Consider the following 17,073-nt stretch of genomic DNA (forward strand, 5'->3'; position numbering starts at 1 on the left):
CATGAGGGCAGGCAAGCTTGATCGCGTCATAGCCGTACTGCGATACACGGTCATCGGAGACGATGGCATGGGCAACGAAACCCTTGACTGGGCTGACCTCGTGACCCTGCGCGCCCAGATCGTGACCGCCAGCACCGAGGAATTCATTCGCTCTTACGGCATTGCCAATGACGCCGTGATGATTTTCCGCACCCGGTATTACCCATCGATAGACCCCGCCGACCGCATTCGGTTCGATGGCCGTTCGTATGACATCAAGGAAGTCACCCTGATAGGCCGCAATCGCGGTCTGGAAATGCGCTGTGTGAGGTTGGCCGAATGAGCACTCGCGGGCGCAAGGCCGAACTGAAGGCGATAGACGGCGGGCTGAAGGGCGTTCCCCAGCCACCCGAAAGCGTACCTGAAAACATGGTGGCGGAATGGAACGCTATTGGCGCTGACTTGGCCGAACGGCAAATCCTGACAACCCCGGCTCTCGGACTGCTCGAAAGCTATCTGATTGCGCGCTGGTCAGCACAAGAGGCGCAGAAGGCTATCGCAGAACACGGCGTTCTGACGAAGACCGCCCACCAGATGCTCAAGCCTAATCCTGCCAACGGGCTTCTGTCGAAGTCACTGGAAGCCGTGGCGCGTCTGGGCGCAGAGCTTGGCATCTCACCTGCATCTCGATCCAAGGGTCAGTTTAAGCCGAAAGGAGGGCAAGATGATAAAGGCGCGCCGTCCGGCCTGGCTGTTTGATGACAGCGATATACCCGATCCCTTCGGTTACGGTGAACGCGCTGTAGATTTCCTCAAGCGCCTCCATCATCCGAAGAGCGAGACCGGCAAGTTTGATCTGCCCCCATTCTGGGAAAGAGCGGTCAAGCGCATCTATGGCCCCGCGTTTCCAGACGGCAGGCGTCAGGTGCGCACGGTATTCGCCTTGCTGCCACGTGGTGCGAGAAAGACGACGCTCGGCGCTGGCCTTGCATTGCTTCACACAGTCGGCTGGGAACGCAAACCGGGCGGTCAGGCTGTGGTTGCGGCTTCTGCCGAAGAGGATGCAGTGATTGCCTATGAGGAAGCCGCTGGCATCGTCAAGGAAACCGACTGGCTGACCGAGAGCAAGGTCAAGCTGAACGAGAGCACATACATTCTTGAGCACAAGCTGTCAGGCGCGAATTTCCGGGCGTTGGCATCAGGCGGGAAAGGCAAGCTCGGCAAGACGCTGCAATTCGTTCTGGCTGATGAATTGATCGCGTGGGATGGGGACCGCTCCCGCAAGACATGGCAAGCGCTGCGCACCGGCATGAACAAGACTAAAGGGGCGTTGCTTGTCATCATCACACAGGCCGGACGCGGGCAAGAAAACCTTGCATTCGGTCTGCTCGACTATGCGCGCAAGGTACAATCCGGCGAAGTAGAAGACCCTAGCTTCCTGCCGATCCTGTTTGAAACGGACCCTAGCGAGAAATCAAAATGGACCGGCGACGGCGTGGAGGAATTCGACGGCTGGCAGGATGAACGCCTCTGGCACTTCATGAACCCCGGATTGCTTCTGGGCTTTCCAGATATTGACGGCTTGCGCGACTATGCCAGAGAGGCACATGAACGTCCTTCAGAGCGTGACGCCTTTTGTCAGTTCCATCTCAACATGTGGATGGACTACAGCGATAGCCCGTTCGTGGAAATGCCGGTCTATGACGAAGGCCGGGGCGTGGTCGATCTTGAGGACAAGGAAGCCACACAGGAGCCGTGCTGGCTTGCTGTGGACCTTTCCAGCACTTCGGACCTTTCGGCAATTGTAGCCGTCTGGGGAAGCCGTGAGCGGGGATATGAAGCCTATCCGTGGTTCTTCTGCCCCGAAGACAATCTTCAGCGCCGTGCAGACAAGGACGATGTTCCTTATCCCCAGTGGGCAGAGGAAGGATTAATCACGCCCACACCCGGAAACGTGATCGATTTCCGCATTGTCGAGGATCAAATCAGGGAGCTTTGCGCCCGGTTCAATGTGCAGGAAATTGCATTCGATCCGCACTTGGCGCGCAATACCCTGAATAATCTCCTTGAGGATAGCTTTCCCGCTGTCGAGATGCGTCAGGGCTGGATCACCATGGCACCGGCAATCGCAGAGCTTGAGCGGGCTATTCTGGGCCGTCAGTTCAAGCATGGCGGTCATCCTATCCTGCGCTGGCACTTCGACAACATAGCCGTTGAAGTCGACAAATCAGGAAACAAGTCTTTCCACAAAGGCAAGTCCAAAGACCGCATTGACGGCGCTGTGGCCGCTGCCATGGCCGTTGCTCGCTGTGCCGCTGGCGAAAGCAATGTGTCGTCATACGCTACCACAGATGAACGCGAAGTCATTGAGTGGGGGGCGATCTGATGAACGTTGTCGCCAAGTTCACAGGTCGCGTTCTCTCCGAAGAGGAACTGCGGGTTATTCGGATCAACGAAACCCGCACCTATCTGCGCGATGCAGGCAGGCCGGCTAAGGCCAGGTTCAAGCCCCGCAAAATCAACGACGATCTGCGCACCCGCCTGCTGGATACAGTCATTGTTATCCTGAAGGAAGGCAGACCCACGCTGTTCGCTCTGGAAGGCACCTGTCGGCACCATGTGCGGGCATTCCTTTGTGTCGAGGGCTGGGGATGGGAAGAAGCGGACATCGCGTCTGCTGACATCGTTCTGACCGCTCTTAACCGTATCGGAGCGAAGCGCCCTTCATGGGCAGATGGTCAGCCCGAATATCGTGGCACCGGCTTCCACGGCAACATGCGCCGCTGCATCAATCAGAAATGCCATGCGCTGCTCGAAGATAATCAGAGGCTCTATTGCTCTGACCATTGTCGTCACTATGTCGTGGTCACTCGCTGGAACGAACAGAACCGGGAATATAAGAACGCGTCACAGGTCATCAACCGAGCGAAGCGCAAGGCTGCCGACCCCGACGCCTACAAGGCGAAGAACCAGGAATATTATTTGCGCGAGAAAGAGAAGCGCCCAGTTAGGGACTGCGTTCTTTGCGGCAAGCCGTTCAAGGCGAACAAAACGCAGCGCTACTGTTCCGATGCCTGCAAATACAAACGTAACGAGGCCGAAAAAGAGCGGGCATGTGTCGTCTGTTTCAATCGGTTCTTCGTCCGCTGGGCTTCGGAACCCAAGCAGACCTGCTCCAGGAAATGCGCGGCGCGTCTCGCACGATATGGCCCGTCTAAGCCATTGAATTCCAACGACCTCAAATGTGAACCGATTGTCCCGGTGCTTCCGGGCGGTATCCCCTATGGAGAAAACAAATGACCGTACGTCCCTTTGATGAAGTATTCCGGGATTTCGTTATCCCGCACGTTCCGGCTTCTGGTGTGTTTCACCCGGAAAAGAAGGATATCCGCGATAGCTTGAACGCTGTCATTGCGGGGCCATTCCCTGACAATCGAGTGATCAAGCTCAACAATGCAAATGAAGGAACACCGAACGAAATAATTGTTTCGGCATCAGTAGCCATCCCAGCGGCGGCGTATCAGGTGCTCTATATCCTGAATGTCACTCAGGAGAATACTGGGCCGGTAACGGTATCCGGCGCAATTAATCGCGCACTTGTTACGAACATCAATCAGCCGGTTCCCGCTGGCTATCTCACACCCGGTATGGCTGTACTGTGCATCGATACCGGCACTGAATTGCGGATGCTTTCTTATGGTGACGTGGAGGCAGAGGTAGAGGCACTTGTGGATCGTGCCGAGGACGCAGCAGCGGCGGCAGAGGCAGCCGCTGGCGGATTATTGTCGAATTTCGATACTGTGCCCAGTGTTGAGGCGGCCAACATCCCCTCTCTCGTGCACTATGTGCGTACAGCTGGCTATTCCGCGGTAGGTGATGGAGGAGCAGCGCTGTACAAGCGCGTGGCATCTGAACCATCTCATGCAGGCAAGGTGAGGTCTGATGATGGTGCGTGGTGGGAAATTGCAATTTCTCGCCTTTCACCACGTATGTTTGGCGCGAAGGCCGATTGGAACCGTTCGACATTGACCGGGACCGACAATGGAAATGCGCTCCGAGCAATGTTCGAGACGTCAAAAGCTCTTGGTGGATTGCCTATGGTTATCGACGGTCGATTTGCATTTAGCGGCAACCTTCCCATTACGAATACGCCGGTTTCCATTCGGGGAGAATGGTTCTCTGGTGCAATGCTGGTTTGCACCGATGACAGCGACGGTATCGTTATCAATCAGAACGATTACTGGAACAGCACGTATGTTGAAGGCGTTTCTATTCTAACGCAGATATTAAGTACAAAGACAGCTTTGTTGATCACATATAGCGCTGCCGACAGCATCGGAAATCGTAACTTCCCACGATGTGTCGTTCGCGGTGTGAATATGTACGGCGTCGATCTCCTTCAGCATGGGTGGGGTGGAGGGCTTCTGGCCACGAATGTTCATAATGCAACCTACGATGAAATAACCGTCAATGGCAGACGTGATCAATCCTTACCTCAGACTGATATAGAGCATTGGGCTACTATGGAGTTTGGCATTAAGATCGTAGGGAGTGACGGATTTACTGCTGTCCCATCGGATATTCTTATCAACAACCCAAGGATTTATGGCGCTGTCGCGGGTATTGATCTAGTAGGAGAATGTGAAGGAGTACGTATCGACAATTATATTCTGGTTGGGGTTCAGTACGGAATAACGGGGAGTATGTCCTCCACGAGGCCGTGGGTTCAGATATTAGGAGGTCATATTAATTACTTAACACGAGGCATAAAACTTACAAACTCCCCGCAATCGAATATTGATGGGGCGTTATTGTATAAATTCCAGTTTAGTACAGATGACAGCTATGCAATAGAGTTTGACGGGTGTGATCATAGCCAAACTGATAATATCCGGCTCTATAACCTTTGTTCTGACGCGTCAGTCAGTGGGGTGCATAACGGCATTGCTATCAATAACTCAAACGCTTGCTCGGTGGGTGACATAATTGCACATAATCCAACGCGAGTTGTTCAGATTACTGGTACATCAACTCAATGCAGGATCAAAACTCCGTTAATGCAGGGAGTTTATCCTAACAGTCCGACACGTGATGCCGTTTTCGACAGCAGCACTGGCGGTGGGAATGAGTATGGGGGGAGTATCCTACAAGCGAGTAATGGCGTCGTCGTGAATGTTCCGTCCTCTTTGACAAACATCCTCACGACTGACCCGATACGACTTGGAAAAGGTGAGAGGGTGCAGATTGACATTGCCGTAAAGGGCACCAAACCCGGATCAGCAGGGTTTATGTACACCGCCTTAGCCCCGTCATCCGGGGATGGTGGAGTTGGCTATTTTGGCCTGATTATGAATTCATTAGAAAATAGACAATTTGGTGTAAGCGGTGACTGGTCAGTGGCATATTCAGGTACATACAGTGTAGTTTCGTCAGGTACTTTTACGTTCAATATCCAAGGGTTCTCTGAGATTTCTGACGCGAGTGTCCCTGCCAATGGTGCGCAAATTACAGTGACGAGGTTGTAGTGGGGCAGGAAGTAAACACTGATCATGAACTGTACCCCAAAGAGCATTGGGCGGATTACTCCCCCAGTTTTACGCATGAAAATCGGCCTATACCTATCGATCATGGAGAAATATTCTATGATGAAGAAAGCCATACGCATTAGTCAATGACAACGCCTTAACGAACTCAGTTCGCCGCCCACTGAGGCGGCTTTTTCTTACGAGGACCAAAATGGACAATATGCCCCGGTTAGCTGCTCTTCTGCTTCATTCGTCCGTCAACACCACGATCATGCTGGTAGATGCGATGTTTGTGAAGAATGTCGTCTCCGCCGGAGAGGCTGCGGCAATGCTGTTAGAGTATTCAGACCGTTTGCAAGAAGATGCTGAAAATCTCGGCATTGACGCTCATATTCAGCCACATATTGATCAGGTTCATGCAAAGATTGAGCATCTTCGGTCTTTCAAGAAGCCTTAACAAGCACCATATTTCGATTGGCCGGATGCGCCTTGGTAGTCATGCACCAAAAGCATCCCGATTAGACGGCGAGTGCGATAACCCCGTCAGTGCGCGGACGCCATCCATGGCATGTCGCGGCGCACAACTAGCGCCCTTTATCAAAGGGCGCTGAGCTGCATTTAAGCACGAATGCTTATCAATGGTTTTTGAGGAAATTTGTCGAAGTGCTCCTTCGAACGCCAAATATCCCAATCCTTGAACGATATTGTTGATGGCCTGGTGTAATTCGATGGCTGCCAAGTCTCCGTGGAAAAGCTCAACGGCTCTTGCATTTCGTTGAAGCCGATGAATGAAATGAGATTGACAGCTTGATCGATGTGAAGAACGCCTGAGTGTTCCTCGATATTCACGGCCTTCCCAACTTCACTGTCAATAGTCGTAATTGGAAAAACAACCCAATCAACCCCATACGATGCGACAATCGGGTCATGTGTTGGCGATACATAGAAACACTGCGGTTGAGGAATGTCACGTTGATCGTTCGGGTGAATTTTGTTCAAAAAACCCAGAACTGGATGCTCACCATCTCGCAAAACAATTGCAAAATTATAGCTGTGGCCTGCCTTAAGCCGAATTAGTTCCCCAGGCTCAGTCTGACTTAAATTCTTGGTCGTAATCTTAAGTAGATTTTCCATGGTCTCCCCCTATTTACATCCTTTGCTTTTAGCGGCGCTCTCAATAGCGTTTACCTTGCCCTTTGAGACCGCTACCTGTCCTTCTTTGTCGCCGCCGAACGTGCTGGACGCCGGAACCCCAATCAGGAACACCCCGACTGCATCACCGGTGGCAGCCTCGTTCTGCTGCTTGGACAGGCTTGCAAGCGTATTACGCTCTTTCACCAATTCGCTCGCCAATGCCTGGCAGCTCAGATTGGTATAAGCCGCCATCGGAATATCGACTGGCACGATTGCATCGGGACGTTTTGCGCAAGCGACAGAAACAGCGCTGAGAGACAGCGCAACGATAATCTTCAATTTCATGGAAATACTCCCCTTTCCCCAATCTGATTTCTGGCAAAGGAGAGAGCCGCCGTCAATATGCTGCTTTGGTATTAGCTAAGTCTGCGCTGGCTTGCGATGCGCTCTTGCTAATAGGCTCTCTAGAACGTTCTCGTCATGGTCAGGCAAATCGGTGAAGTAGGCGTCGAGTTTGTACCGATCCCAGACAACGCGCCCATCGATCCGCTTCCCTTTGGGCATCCGCCCGTCTTTGACGAGTTCGTCAAACTTAGTTGTGCCGACGCCGATGTACCGGGCGGCTTCCTCACGGTTCATGCCGCGTGGCGGATAGGAATAAGGATCGCTTTTCACAAGTAACCTCTTCCCTTGTCCTCGTAAGGAATTTCATCCGAGATGTCGTTCAGGAGTTCCTGCGGGATCAGGCGGATATAGGCGTTGCCAATCTTAATCTCTGGGATGCATCCGGCCTTTTTTGCGCCCTCGCAAATCGCGGTGACCTGACGGGCGGTGATGTCGAGACGTTTCGTCATTTCACTAAGCCACTTCCAAAAATGAGCCGGAATTGCGCCCAACGATAGTTGTCGGAGAGTTCGTTACGATGATCGTTGAAAATCTGCGGAGGTGTTGGGTTCGCCAAAACAGTTCGTGCAGCAAGCTTTTGTTGATCTCGACCTTTCGAGCCGAGGTTAGGGAAAAGCAGATCAGCTATTTCTCGCATGAAATCGCCGGTTTTGTCCGGATATATTGCCGAATACCAAGAGAGAAAAATACCCATCGAGTATGGGCTTCGCCCATTGGCAAACATATAGTCAAGACAAGCAGTCAATATCACTGCGTCGCAATCGTCTTCCTTAATGTCAGTGAAAACTGCATCCGGGTCTTTATCTGCATGTTTTACAAAGTTTCGTGGTGCGTTGATCAGTCCAACAATTTCCTTCGCTGTGCCGCCATAAACGTCAACTATTTCTTGCAGTATCCTGATTTTCTCATCTTTCTTGAGAAGCGAATTACAGACTTCCCACGAGTTGGCAGCAAGAGTGTAAACTGCGATAGGTTCGTTTAAATACCAGTGAATATGGAGTGCGGCTAATAATTGCCTACGGGCCGCATCTATTTTAGATATCGTTTTCAATGTTAGATTGCCTCCACCCCCAATACAAATCTTCTACGACCTGTTTTCTCTGGTTTGTCGTCTTAAGCGCAAGGCGTCTGCGAGGGCCATCCTCTCACCTAGCAGTGCAGCTGCACCCTCTTCGGATTTGACCGAGACAGTGTTGCGCCGTTGGTATTCCTCAACAGCAGCAGGTGTAATGCGAAGCAATTTGCCGACGCGGAACGCTTCAAGTTGGCCGGAATTAATCATGTTCAGTATCTGGCGGGATGAGCATCCCCAGAGTTTTGCCACGTCTTCAGGACGATAGGCGTATTGATGTGTCATGGCTTTAGACCTCCCTCGTATGGAGAGGCTGGCAGTGACCTACAGAGCAGTCAAGTTTTCCTTTTTGCTCGCTTGCTCCGCAACTCCTCAATTCGCCGCTGAAAATCAGTTGTGTCAATGAACTCCGATTTGGTTCTGGACGTTGGCCGGACAGGCTGCCTGCCGAAGCTCTTGCGCCGGTTCTTGAAGTCTTCAATGTCGGCGGGATCATATCTCCGGGTTTCGCGCACCGATCCGTTACCGATGTTGATGGACGGTATCTCGCCAGACACGGTTAGATCGCGCAACTGCCTTGTAGAAATGGCAAGCTCGCTCGCCGCCTGTTCAGGTGTAAGGAGGGGCATTACGTTCACCTTTGTGGACTGGCCACGCCGATCCAACTCGCGATTATGAAGAGTGTCCGCATACCAGCCCCTTTTGCCGCAAGCTGGCAGAGGCGCGACAGGCGGTCAAGAAGATTGAAACGTTTTTAGGCAACACTATTAATTATCATAGATAAGAGGAGTGCTATGTGTTGCCTAAATCCGAAGAAAATGATCATGGCTTCCCGCGCAAGAAAGACCGATTTTTCCGGACTTCAGATATTGGACGTAATACTGTACTCGCGTTGAATAAAGCCCAACGAAGACGCAATGTAATCACAGGCTATCGCGAAGCTGCTGAATTACTTGCTGCCAAAGTGGAAGAAGGTCGAGGTTTTGATGATAATCTCGTGTTTCCACTTATCTTCAGTTACCGCCATGTATTCGAAATATCGATGAAGGAAATAATCGACGTTGGTGGATGGCGAGAGGGCATCACTCTAACCAAATCAGAAAAAAATCATCAATTATTGCCGCTCTGGAGAAAGACAAAGCAGGTTTTATCTTCAATGGACTTAATGAACTGGGGCGTTGACGATAGCACCATCGACCGGCTGATGAATGAATTCGATGGAATTGACCTTCACTCTTTCAGCTTCCGATATCATACGGATAAAAGTGATGAACTGATCAACATGCACCGCGATTACGTGGATCTAGTTATTTTTATTGAGACTGCCCGGCGGCTGACAGCGTACTTCGAAAGAGTGACGTATGAGCTAGATGATCGGGTGCAATATATTTTGAATGAATTGGCGAAAGAAAAACAAACCTGACTTTCGGTTTGGGGATATTGCGACGCCTTTCAACCATTCGATTTGAGCGAAAGGTTGCTTAGGCTTTCAGCCGAACGCCGGGACCGCCATCGCGATTATCCCCATTGGCGAGAAACACAATTCCCCTACCCTCTAGCGCAGCCTGAATAGCCGATAGCGTCGAAGCCTTCGGATCAGCGCTGCCGCGTTCAATATTGTTAAGGCCAGTCGTAGATAGACCGGCCAGTTTCGCAAGCTCGGCTTGGGTCATGCCCAGCATAGCGCGCGCTCCACGTATTTGCTCTGGTGTAATCATGACTATTTTTTACACCGCAATTGTTTTTTTATCAAGTGGGCTTGACGATGATTGCAATTATGATTAATTCAATCTTACTTGATAAATTAACAAGTGGAGATTGTTAAATGCCGACACAACAAGGTCAGGCAACCGCCGAAGGTTTGCCGGAATTTGAACATCCAGAGCAGCGCATTCGACGGCTCGCCAAGGAGATATCAGCGACACTGAATGATGTGGACGACTATCAGGTTATCATCATCTATCCGTCCGCTGCGGCAGATTATCCCGTTCAGGTTTGCCTCGATGGTGAGTTTTCCGAACTGCTTGAAGCCGTAGTCCGTTTGCGCAAGGAACGGCGGGAAGGAGCGGTCACATGCGAGTGAATGAGAAAAAGCAGCCTGACGCGCTCCTTGCTCTGGAAAATCCCATCTGCGATGCGGAGAACGCGATCTCAATCCTGATGAATATTCTGCATTCGCGATTTGATCAGGATCACGCCGAAGTAACCGGCGACAAGAGCCATTGGTATCTCTCGGAGAATGAAATCTCGGACTTCATGTACATCGGCCATCAAGCGAAGCGCCACATCCACCAGATCAAAGAGGGCTTCAACGCCGCGATTGAACAGCGGAGGGCCGGTCGATGATGCTCCTCTATTCATTCCGTAACCGCTGCTGGCAATGGCTGGCGCTCTGGCCTGCCGTCAAGCTGACCGCTCATACGAGGACTTCATGCGGAGGTACGACCGATGAACGCGATACTCATTCGCCTTACGGTGGCGAGGTTCGTTCTCAGGATCGCACGGTGCTTCGCTGAACTGGTTGCACCTGAGATCAGAACGCCAGTACCCAGCATTGCAAAAGAGTACCCATACGGTACCCACGACACAAACGCCCGAACAGATCAGTAGAGGAGTTAACGTAAGTAACTGATTTTGTTGGCGATTTTGGTGAGCGCGCAGGGGTTCGAACCCTGGACCTACTGATTAAAAGTCAGTTGCTCTACCGGCTGAGCTACGCGCTCCCTGTTGGAGCAAATCGCCCCCGGAAGTGCGGCGGAACATAAGGGCGGCTTACGGATTGGTCAACACCATAAAGTCAGGTTTCTCCAACATAAATTCAAAAAAATAACAGGTCAGGGATACTCTATCTCGCGCAACAGCTTCCAGATGCCGGTAAATAGGTCATTTTCACGTTTTTCTGAGGGCTTAACAGCTTCAACAGAACAGCGATTCTGAACCGTATGGTGATAGGAACAGTACTGTCAGGCCTTCCGGGCCGGACCTTGCCGCGTGGCCATGCTACAGCTAGGGTCAGGACCTGTTAATTTGTTGGAAGTGGCGCCAGAGCTGCTGGAGCGGCGAAGGGCGACTACATCCAAACGGTCGGCCTCGTGCCATTTTCACCAAATTAACAGGTTCTGCCCTAGCTTCATCGGAATGAACTAACAGCACGGTATTTCATGTCTCTGGCCACCAAGGCATTCTTCCATTTCCGGCGCTCCTTATCCGGCGTTGGCATAGCGTTAGGCACCCTGTTTTTTGCTGCGGCGCTCACACCGAGCCTCGTTCCACGCACCTATGTCATGCAGGGCATTCTCGGTGGCGTCGCGTTCGGATCAGGTTATGGCATTGGCGTGCTATGGCGCTGGCTCTGGCATTACCTGGAATTGCCCGAACCCCAAGACCGCCTGCGCAGCAGAGCCAATCTTGCCGTCGGCGTGGTCTGTCTCGCGGTGGCCGTCGCAGCGCTTTATTTTGCCGCAAGCTGGCAGAATTCGGTTCGAGCCGTCATGGACATGGAACCGGTGCCCAGCGCCTATCCGATTAGCGTTTCGGCTTTGGCAGTACTGACATTTCTCGTTCTGTTGGTACTTGTTCGCCTTCTCATCCGGCTAGGGCGATTCGTCTCCGGGAAAGTGCAACTCGTCATGCCTCGCCGGGTAGCCAACGTCCTCGGCGTCACGATTACCGTGATCCTTGTCTGGACGATTGCCAACGGACTGCTCATCCAGTCCGCGTTCAGGGTTCTGGACCGTTCCTTTCGCGAGTACGACGCTCTGATCGAGCCGGATCGCCCACAACCGACGGCACCGAGCAAAACCGGCAGTGCTGCCTCGCTTTTGCATTGGAACGAACTTGGGCGGGCTGGACGCGAATTTGTCTCCTCGGGCCCTGCCGCTGCCGACATCACGGCAATGACCGGAGAAAGGGCAATCGACCCCGTACGCGTCTATGCGGGCCTGCAAGTCGCCGACACGCCGGAACAACGAGCTGAGCTTGCGCTGGAAGAGCTGAAGCGGCAACGCGGCTTTGACCGTTCGGTACTGGTCGTCATCACGCCCACAGGTACAGGGTGGGTTGACCCTGCAGCAATGGACGGTCTTGAGTTTCTGCACCATGGTGATGTGGCCAGCGTCGCCGTGCAGTATTCCTATCTTTCCAGCCCATTGTCGCTGCTCTTTCAGCCCGAATATGGAGCGGAAGCATCGCGGGCGCTGTTCATCGCCGTCTACAACTACTGGAAAAACCTGCCGCGGGACAGCCGACCTCGCCTGTATCTTTATGGCTTGAGCCTCGGTGCGATGAACTCGGAAATTTCGTCCGAGCTTTTCGAAATGCTCGATGACCCCATCAACGGCGCGCTATGGAGCGGCCCTCCTTTCCCCAGCCGCGACTGGAAAGCCATGACCAGAAGGCGAAATCCGGGAACGCCGGAATGGTTGCCGGTGTTCAGGGACGGCTCCTTTGCGCGTTTCATGAACCAGTATGGTGAAGCCCCGGGAAATGGAACGCGGTGGGGCCCGATGCGCGTGGTTTATCTGCAATATGCCAGCGACCCGGTCACTTTTTTCGACACGCTGTCCTTCTACCGCCAGCCTGATTGGATGCAGGCACCGCGCGGGCCCGATGTGTCACCCGATCTGCGATGGTATCCGGTCGTAACCATGCTTCAGCTCGCGCTCGACATGGCCTTTGGAACGGCCACACCGATCGGACATGGGCATGTGTATGCTCCTGAGCACTATGTCGATGCGTGGCTGGAAGTTACCGGCGTAACTGGCTGGGATGCGGACAATATCGCAAGGCTCAAGCAGTATCTGCGCCAGAAAATGGATGGGACAAACATCGAGGGCTATGAACAGCGCGGCGGATAAGAGCGCATCCCGAAAGGCGTGAAACCCATTCGACAGGATGCGCGTCCCACCGGATAGTCGGGGGCCGCGCTGTTTCTTAATTCGCCGGTCAGTAATCGGGCGATTTCTGCGGCGTCTGGGAACCGTTCAGATTCAGCATCGGAATGGCTCCGTTCGGCAGCATCGTGGTCGGCAGTTGACCATCCCATTTCTCGGCCTGCGTCAATGCAACGAGACCCGGATTGTCGCGCAGTGCGTCGCCACGTGCCTTGATGGCCGTTGCTTCCGCCTCGCCCTTCAGCCTGATCGCGTCAGCTTCGGCTTCCGCCTGAAGACGAACGGCATCCGCCTGCGCCTCTGCTTCGGCGCGGCGAGCATCTGCCTGCGCTTTTGCCTGCGTTACGGTGATTTCGGCCTGCACCTTTTCGCGCTCTGCATTCTGGCGAAGCCGCTGCACTTCAACTTCGGCCAACATGCGCTGTTCGATGGACTGCTCATAGGAGTCCGAAAAGTCGATATTCTCGATCTGCACCGTGTCGATGATGACCGGACCGCGCACACTGTTCTGAATGGCCTGCGCAATTTCCTGATTGAGACGGCTTCGTTCCTGAATAGCCTCCACGGCATTGAATTTGCCGAAAACCGTCTTGCTTTCCTCGAAAACGCGCCGCTCTACAAGGCGGGACAGGAGCCCGTCTTCACCGCCATAGGTCGCGTAGACTTCTTCCACGCGGTCTGGCGGAATGCGATAGTTGACCGACAGGTTCATCGTGGCTGGTTGCTGGTCGCGGCTATAGGCTTCCATGCTGTTATAGATCGCAGCTTTGGATTGCACCGATATTCGTACGATAGAATCGATCACCGGAATTTTGAAACCGAGGCCGGGTTGTGCAACGCCGGAAACAGCACCGTAGCGCAAAACAACGCCACGCTCGCCTTCATCAATCGTGTACCAGGAACCAAGTACTACGCTCAATATACCGAGTAAAATTACACCGGCTATTGCTTTGGGTAAAATCGCGCGCATCCTGTCTCCTTTGGCGCTCTGTTGTAACAGAGGGGAACCGAGAGCTTTTCAACAAGCGCGCTGCCGGAACTCACCCCGACCGCCTTTTAGGGTGCACCGCCGTGAATGACAATTACTGGTGGTACAGATGATGAAGCTAGTCCACAAAAACAAAGCCGCCCTTGAAGGGCGGCTTCATTGTGTTCAGCAGTTTCCAACTATCAATATGGCGAATAACACTGCTGGCGGGGGCCGTTATACGGCTGAAAAGTATTGTCCGAGGCCCTATATGAGCGATAACGATTATAGCACCACTGTACATGTGAATTGCTGTAACCGTAAGCCGGTGCGCGATAGACTGGCGGGGGCGGTGGCGGCGGAGCAGCAATCGCACCACCAATGATTGCACCGGCGCCGAACGCAGCGAGCGGATACCACCAACCGTCATTATGCCGACGATAGCCGTGGCGATAATAGCGGTCACCGCGATAACCATTCCAGTAACCCGGCCCCGGGCGGTATGGTCGGCCATGCCAGCCCGGACGAGGTCCCGGTCGGTAACCGCCCCAGTGCCCATGGCCCGGTCCGCGACGCCAGCGGTCATCCCGAACCTGTTGAACATGCTCGTTGCTCGCCGCAGGCGCAGTTGGCATGACGGGCGCAGCCGAGACCGGGACTATCGCGCCGATCAAAAAGCTTGCACCGACAAGGCCGACCATCATCTTTTTGAAGGTGTTCATCCTGTGCTCTCCATTTCAATGATGCCATCATTGCCGTCCGTTTATGAATGTCCGCTGAACGTTGCCGGGAAAATCTGCCCGCTCCCTGTTTTCTCTTGGCAACGCGGCATGTTTCATGCGGCTTCTAACGGAGGAGACGACAATTGGTTCTCGCTACTCCATTATTTTCGTTAGCAAATCGCGAGACAATCGGATAACTTCCGTGAAGTAGGGCAGCTTGTAAGCGTTTTCAGGGAGTGGGGTTTGCATTGGCAACAAAAGCAGGGCCGTCCGTAAAAATTTTGGGAACATCTTTTTCCCAGGAAGCGGATCCTTTCACGGCGGCAGTTCAACTGACGCCCATGCCGATGCTCATCACCAATCCCCGCCTGCCCGATAACCCCATCGTCTTTGCCAACAAGGCCTTCCAGAACCTGACAGGCTATGAAGCCGATGAAATCATTGGGAAGAATTGCCGTTTCCTGCAAGGCCCAGGCACGGACCCGAAGCATGTCGAGATGATCCGCGCGGCAATTGAAACGGAACAGTCGATCGATATCGATATTCTAAATTACAAGAAGTCAGGCGAACCATTCTGGAACCGGCTTCACATCTCCCCTGTCAAGACCGAAGCAGGCGAACTCCATCACTTCGTTTCATCACAGCTCGATGTGACCCTGGAACTCGGCAAGCTGGTCGAGCTGGAAAAAGAACGCGAAACGCTTTCGCTTGAAAAAGAGCGCAGCAACGATCAGCTGCAATATATCATCGAAGTGGCGAATGTTGGCTTCTGGACGCGGGATTATCATACGGGCGAAATCAGCTGTTCATCGGAATACAGGCGTATTGTCGGGCTGACGCCGGATGAGCCGGTCAACTACGACAAGATCATCGAAATGGTGGTGCTGGAAGACCGGATTGCACTGATCCAGCGGTCGCAGGAATCTTTCGCGACCGGCAAGTCTTTCCGGATGGAATATCGCATCACGAACAGGCTGGGTCAGGTGCGCTGGGTGGAAACCCGGGCCAAGGCACTGACGGGCAAGTCACCGACGCTTCTGGGTATCGTCATTGACGTCACCGAGCGCAAGAAAGCTGAAGCTGACAAGGCTTTGGTCACCCGCGAAATTTCACATCGGTTCAAGAACTCGATGGCGATGGTGCAATCCATCGCCAACCAGACCTTGCGGAACGCCACCGATCCGCAGACCGCGAACGAGTTGTTCAGCGAGCGGCTGCGCGCACTTAGCCAGGCTCACGACATGCTGCTGCGGGAGGACTGGACGGGCACCACGATCAACCAGATCTGCGACACCGCGCTTGCCCCTTTCAACAGCACGTTCGGCCATCGAATCCGTACCCATGGTCCGGCACTGGTGGTGAGCGATCGGGTAACTGTCTCTCTTTCACTGGGCCTGTATGAACTGGCAACCAACGCCGTGAAATACGGCGCGCTGTCCAACGAAAGCGGCACGGTCCAATTCGACTGGAATGTCGTTCAAAGGCAGGGCGAGCAGAAACTTCATATGCGCTGGATCGAAAGCGGCGGACCTCCAGTCGAACGTCCTGCCCGGCGAGGCTTTGGCCAGCGGCTGCTCTACTCCGTTCTCGCAGGCGAGTTGAAGGCAAAATGCGATATCGACTTCGCGCCGGGCGGACTGGTAATTGATGTCCTCGCTCCCATGACAGCGGATGTGTTTCCGCAACTCGACGGCATTTCACGTTCGCAGGCTGAGTCCGTCTGATGAAAAAGAGCAGCGAAATCGCTGCTCTTTTCTTCTTTAGTTGTGCGGGCCGCGACGGCGCGGCTCGATGTATACGCGGTCACGATGACGGTGGCGATCATGGCGCCAGCGAGCACGGTCGCGTTCGCGATAATAACGGGGTGAATGACGATCCCACCCGCGACGGTCATCGCGCCAGCGGCGATCCCAGACGCAGCGACCGCTTCGCGTACGAACCGCACCACGAGGGCAGCGATAATCAACCTGAATGGCAGAACCAGCACCATGGGCACCGACAGCCGGTAGTGCGGCCGGAGCAACAGGCGTGGCCGCTTCAGCAACAGCAGTTAGCGCGAAAAGCGCGAGAGCCGCAGAAACCAACTTGAATTTCATTCCATTTTCCTTTTCAGAGCTGTCCAGAATTGGAATATCTTGCCCACAAATACCTAGGTCAAACGGGCGAGTGGTAAAGTCACTTAATCTTACGGTGAGCCATCAATCTCGACCTCGCCCCATCAAACGGGACGCCGCACACCACCTGCAATTTTGCTGGGGTATTTTTAAGAGAATCTGGATATCAGAAGCCAATTGAATTCGCATGCTATCCCTTGAAGCAAGGGAGAAGCTGCAGAATCTCCAATCCGCAAAGCCGATCCTGCGCCGGTTCACGTCCG

Annotated in this window: 22 protein-coding genes, 1 tRNA gene and 1 pseudogene; 12 read left to right on the forward strand and 12 right to left on the reverse strand. The window is 53.5% G+C overall.

Translation table 11 applies throughout. From position 1 onward, the window contains the following. Position 1: 1 nt before the first annotated feature. From ABWW28_RS09370 to ABWW28_RS09395, 6 genes and pseudogenes are all read left to right on the forward strand, one after another. A complete protein-coding gene (locus ABWW28_RS09370) occupies positions 2-322 on the forward strand; it encodes a phage head closure protein (RefSeq protein WP_353390851.1) in 321 nt (106 codons plus the stop codon). Continuing rightward, positions 319-738 carry a phage terminase small subunit P27 family gene (locus ABWW28_RS09375; RefSeq protein ID WP_353390853.1) on the forward strand — a complete coding sequence of 140 codons (420 nt, stop codon included), beginning with the start codon at positions 319-321 and terminating at the stop codon, positions 736-738. The genes ABWW28_RS09370 and ABWW28_RS09375 overlap by 4 nt, the downstream gene beginning before the upstream one ends. Next, entirely contained in the window at positions 704-2,365 is a 1,662-nt protein-coding gene (locus tag ABWW28_RS09380; RefSeq protein ID WP_353390854.1) for a terminase large subunit, read from the forward strand. Before ABWW28_RS09375 ends, ABWW28_RS09380 begins: the two co-directional genes overlap by 35 nt. Next, the gene (locus ABWW28_RS09385; RefSeq protein ID WP_353390855.1) at positions 2,365-3,279 is read left to right on the forward strand and encodes a hypothetical protein; all 915 of its coding nucleotides are present in this window, start codon (positions 2,365-2,367) and stop codon (positions 3,277-3,279) included. Before ABWW28_RS09380 ends, ABWW28_RS09385 begins: the two co-directional genes overlap by 1 nt. Next, positions 3,276-3,803, forward strand: a pseudogene (locus ABWW28_RS27605) (hypothetical protein); the annotation flags it as partial. The gene ABWW28_RS09385 and the pseudogene ABWW28_RS27605, both read left to right, overlap by 4 nt. A gap of 1,912 nt (positions 3,804-5,715) precedes the next feature. Then, positions 5,716-5,961: a hypothetical protein gene (locus ABWW28_RS09395; protein WP_353390859.1), complete on the forward strand. Its 246-nt coding sequence runs from the start codon at positions 5,716-5,718 to the stop codon at positions 5,959-5,961. 161 nt (positions 5,962-6,122) lie between these two features. Here ABWW28_RS09395 and ABWW28_RS09400 read toward each other — a convergent pair whose 3' ends face one another. From ABWW28_RS09400 to ABWW28_RS09430, 7 genes are all read right to left on the reverse strand, one after another. Beyond that, positions 6,123-6,638, reverse strand: coding sequence for a hypothetical protein (locus tag ABWW28_RS09400; RefSeq protein ID WP_353390861.1), 516 nt, complete (start codon positions 6,636-6,638; stop codon positions 6,123-6,125). A gap of 9 nt (positions 6,639-6,647) precedes the next feature. Beyond that, the gene (locus tag ABWW28_RS09405) at positions 6,648-6,983 is read right to left on the reverse strand and encodes a hypothetical protein (RefSeq protein ID WP_353390863.1); all 336 of its coding nucleotides are present in this window, start codon (positions 6,981-6,983) and stop codon (positions 6,648-6,650) included. 75 nt (positions 6,984-7,058) lie between these two features. Continuing rightward, positions 7,059-7,313: a helix-turn-helix transcriptional regulator gene (locus ABWW28_RS09410; protein ID WP_353390865.1), complete on the reverse strand. Its 255-nt coding sequence runs from the start codon at positions 7,311-7,313 to the stop codon at positions 7,059-7,061. After that, positions 7,310-7,492: a hypothetical protein gene (locus ABWW28_RS09415; protein ID WP_153527572.1), complete on the reverse strand. Its 183-nt coding sequence runs from the start codon at positions 7,490-7,492 to the stop codon at positions 7,310-7,312. Before ABWW28_RS09415 ends, ABWW28_RS09410 begins: the two co-directional genes overlap by 4 nt. Then, positions 7,489-8,094, reverse strand: coding sequence for a hypothetical protein (locus ABWW28_RS09420; protein ID WP_353390867.1), 606 nt, complete (start codon positions 8,092-8,094; stop codon positions 7,489-7,491). The genes ABWW28_RS09415 and ABWW28_RS09420 overlap by 4 nt, the downstream gene beginning before the upstream one ends. Positions 8,095-8,127: 33 nt before the next feature. Beyond that, positions 8,128-8,400, reverse strand: a complete 273-nt coding sequence (locus ABWW28_RS09425) for a helix-turn-helix domain-containing protein (protein WP_353390869.1) — start codon at positions 8,398-8,400, stop codon at positions 8,128-8,130. A 50-nt stretch (positions 8,401-8,450) separates the two neighbouring features. After that, the gene (locus ABWW28_RS09430) at positions 8,451-8,744 is read right to left on the reverse strand and encodes a helix-turn-helix domain-containing protein (RefSeq protein WP_353390986.1); all 294 of its coding nucleotides are present in this window, start codon (positions 8,742-8,744) and stop codon (positions 8,451-8,453) included. A 167-nt stretch (positions 8,745-8,911) separates the two neighbouring features. Here ABWW28_RS09430 and ABWW28_RS09435 point away from each other — a divergent pair, with 167 nt between their 5' ends. Next, a complete protein-coding gene (locus tag ABWW28_RS09435) occupies positions 8,912-9,538 on the forward strand; it encodes a hypothetical protein (protein WP_353390870.1) in 627 nt (208 codons plus the stop codon). A gap of 58 nt (positions 9,539-9,596) precedes the next feature. Here the strand turns inward: ABWW28_RS09435 and ABWW28_RS09440 are convergent, their stop codons facing one another. Next, the gene (locus tag ABWW28_RS09440; RefSeq protein ID WP_302701006.1) at positions 9,597-9,797 is read right to left on the reverse strand and encodes a helix-turn-helix domain-containing protein; all 201 of its coding nucleotides are present in this window, start codon (positions 9,795-9,797) and stop codon (positions 9,597-9,599) included. A 143-nt stretch (positions 9,798-9,940) separates the two neighbouring features. On the opposite strand from ABWW28_RS09440, the gene ABWW28_RS09445 reads away from it, so the two are divergent. Genes ABWW28_RS09445 through ABWW28_RS09455 form a run of 3 tightly spaced genes read left to right on the forward strand, consistent with a single transcriptional unit; the run spans position 9,941 to position 10,631 of the window. Then, positions 9,941-10,198 carry a hypothetical protein gene (locus ABWW28_RS09445; RefSeq protein WP_353390872.1) on the forward strand — a complete coding sequence of 86 codons (258 nt, stop codon included), beginning with the start codon at positions 9,941-9,943 and terminating at the stop codon, positions 10,196-10,198. Next, positions 10,189-10,461, forward strand: coding sequence for a hypothetical protein (locus tag ABWW28_RS09450; RefSeq protein ID WP_353390874.1), 273 nt, complete (start codon positions 10,189-10,191; stop codon positions 10,459-10,461). Before ABWW28_RS09445 ends, ABWW28_RS09450 begins: the two co-directional genes overlap by 10 nt. Beyond that, positions 10,458-10,631 carry a hypothetical protein gene (locus ABWW28_RS09455; protein WP_353390876.1) on the forward strand — a complete coding sequence of 58 codons (174 nt, stop codon included), beginning with the start codon at positions 10,458-10,460 and terminating at the stop codon, positions 10,629-10,631. Before ABWW28_RS09450 ends, ABWW28_RS09455 begins: the two co-directional genes overlap by 4 nt. A 131-nt stretch (positions 10,632-10,762) precedes the next feature. Here the strand turns inward: ABWW28_RS09455 and ABWW28_RS09460 are convergent. After that, positions 10,763-10,838, reverse strand: a tRNA-Lys gene (locus ABWW28_RS09460). 438 nt (positions 10,839-11,276) lie between these two features. Here ABWW28_RS09460 and ABWW28_RS09465 point away from each other — a divergent pair. Then, the gene (locus ABWW28_RS09465; protein WP_176587729.1) at positions 11,277-12,971 is read left to right on the forward strand and encodes an alpha/beta hydrolase; all 1,695 of its coding nucleotides are present in this window, start codon (positions 11,277-11,279) and stop codon (positions 12,969-12,971) included. Between the two features lie 88 nt (positions 12,972-13,059). Here ABWW28_RS09465 and ABWW28_RS09470 read toward each other — a convergent pair whose 3' ends face one another. Next, complete coding sequence (locus ABWW28_RS09470) at positions 13,060-13,977, reverse strand: prohibitin family protein (protein ID WP_113462715.1); 918 nt, start codon at positions 13,975-13,977, stop codon at positions 13,060-13,062. 200 nt (positions 13,978-14,177) lie between these two features. Next, positions 14,178-14,696 (reverse strand): BA14K family protein, encoded by a 519-nt coding sequence (locus tag ABWW28_RS09475; protein WP_006471381.1) that lies wholly within the window; start codon positions 14,694-14,696, stop codon positions 14,178-14,180. Between the two features lie 281 nt (positions 14,697-14,977). On the opposite strand from ABWW28_RS09475, the gene ABWW28_RS09480 reads away from it, so the two are divergent. Beyond that, a complete protein-coding gene (locus ABWW28_RS09480) occupies positions 14,978-16,420 on the forward strand; it encodes an HWE histidine kinase domain-containing protein (protein WP_353390988.1) in 1,443 nt (480 codons plus the stop codon). Between the two features lie 36 nt (positions 16,421-16,456). Here the strand turns inward: ABWW28_RS09480 and ABWW28_RS09485 are convergent, their stop codons facing one another. Beyond that, on the reverse strand, positions 16,457-16,792 hold the full coding sequence (locus ABWW28_RS09485) for a hypothetical protein (protein WP_006468922.1): 336 nt from the start codon (positions 16,790-16,792) through the stop codon (positions 16,457-16,459). Positions 16,793-17,073 lie beyond the last annotated feature (281 nt).

The sequence above is a fragment of the Brucella sp. NBRC 14130 genome, assembly GCF_040371715.1.
GTDB lineage: Bacteria > Pseudomonadota > Alphaproteobacteria > Rhizobiales > Rhizobiaceae > Brucella > Brucella intermedia.

Bases quoted from the DNA above. Each gene is read 5' to 3' on its own strand.
- ABWW28_RS09370 (WP_353390851.1), top strand. From the start codon at position 2: ATGAGGGCAGGCAAGCTTGATCGCGTCATAGCCGTACTGCGATACACG.
- ABWW28_RS09375 (WP_353390853.1), top strand. From the start codon at position 319: ATGAGCACTCGCGGGCGCAAGGCCGAACTGAAGGCGATAGACGGCGGG.
- ABWW28_RS09380 (WP_353390854.1), top strand. From the start codon at position 704: ATGATAAAGGCGCGCCGTCCGGCCTGGCTGTTTGATGACAGCGATATA.
- ABWW28_RS09385 (WP_353390855.1), top strand. From the start codon at position 2,365: ATGAACGTTGTCGCCAAGTTCACAGGTCGCGTTCTCTCCGAAGAGGAA.
- ABWW28_RS09395 (WP_353390859.1), top strand. From the start codon at position 5,716: ATGGACAATATGCCCCGGTTAGCTGCTCTTCTGCTTCATTCGTCCGTC.
- ABWW28_RS09400 (WP_353390861.1), bottom strand. From the start codon at position 6,638: ATGGAAAATCTACTTAAGATTACGACCAAGAATTTAAGTCAGACTGAG.
- ABWW28_RS09405 (WP_353390863.1), bottom strand. From the start codon at position 6,983: ATGAAATTGAAGATTATCGTTGCGCTGTCTCTCAGCGCTGTTTCTGTC.
- ABWW28_RS09415 (WP_153527572.1), bottom strand. From the start codon at position 7,492: ATGACGAAACGTCTCGACATCACCGCCCGTCAGGTCACCGCGATTTGC.
- ABWW28_RS09425 (WP_353390869.1), bottom strand. From the start codon at position 8,400: ATGACACATCAATACGCCTATCGTCCTGAAGACGTGGCAAAACTCTGG.
- ABWW28_RS09430 (WP_353390986.1), bottom strand. From the start codon at position 8,744: ATGCCCCTCCTTACACCTGAACAGGCGGCGAGCGAGCTTGCCATTTCT.
- ABWW28_RS09440 (WP_302701006.1), bottom strand. From the start codon at position 9,797: ATGCTGGGCATGACCCAAGCCGAGCTTGCGAAACTGGCCGGTCTATCT.
- ABWW28_RS09445 (WP_353390872.1), top strand. From the start codon at position 9,941: ATGCCGACACAACAAGGTCAGGCAACCGCCGAAGGTTTGCCGGAATTT.
- ABWW28_RS09450 (WP_353390874.1), top strand. From the start codon at position 10,189: ATGCGAGTGAATGAGAAAAAGCAGCCTGACGCGCTCCTTGCTCTGGAA.
- ABWW28_RS09455 (WP_353390876.1), top strand. From the start codon at position 10,458: ATGATGCTCCTCTATTCATTCCGTAACCGCTGCTGGCAATGGCTGGCG.
- ABWW28_RS09465 (WP_176587729.1), top strand. From the start codon at position 11,277: ATGTCTCTGGCCACCAAGGCATTCTTCCATTTCCGGCGCTCCTTATCC.
- ABWW28_RS09470 (WP_113462715.1), bottom strand. From the start codon at position 13,977: ATGCGCGCGATTTTACCCAAAGCAATAGCCGGTGTAATTTTACTCGGT.
- ABWW28_RS09475 (WP_006471381.1), bottom strand. From the start codon at position 14,696: ATGAACACCTTCAAAAAGATGATGGTCGGCCTTGTCGGTGCAAGCTTT.
- ABWW28_RS09485 (WP_006468922.1), bottom strand. From the start codon at position 16,792: ATGAAATTCAAGTTGGTTTCTGCGGCTCTCGCGCTTTTCGCGCTAACT.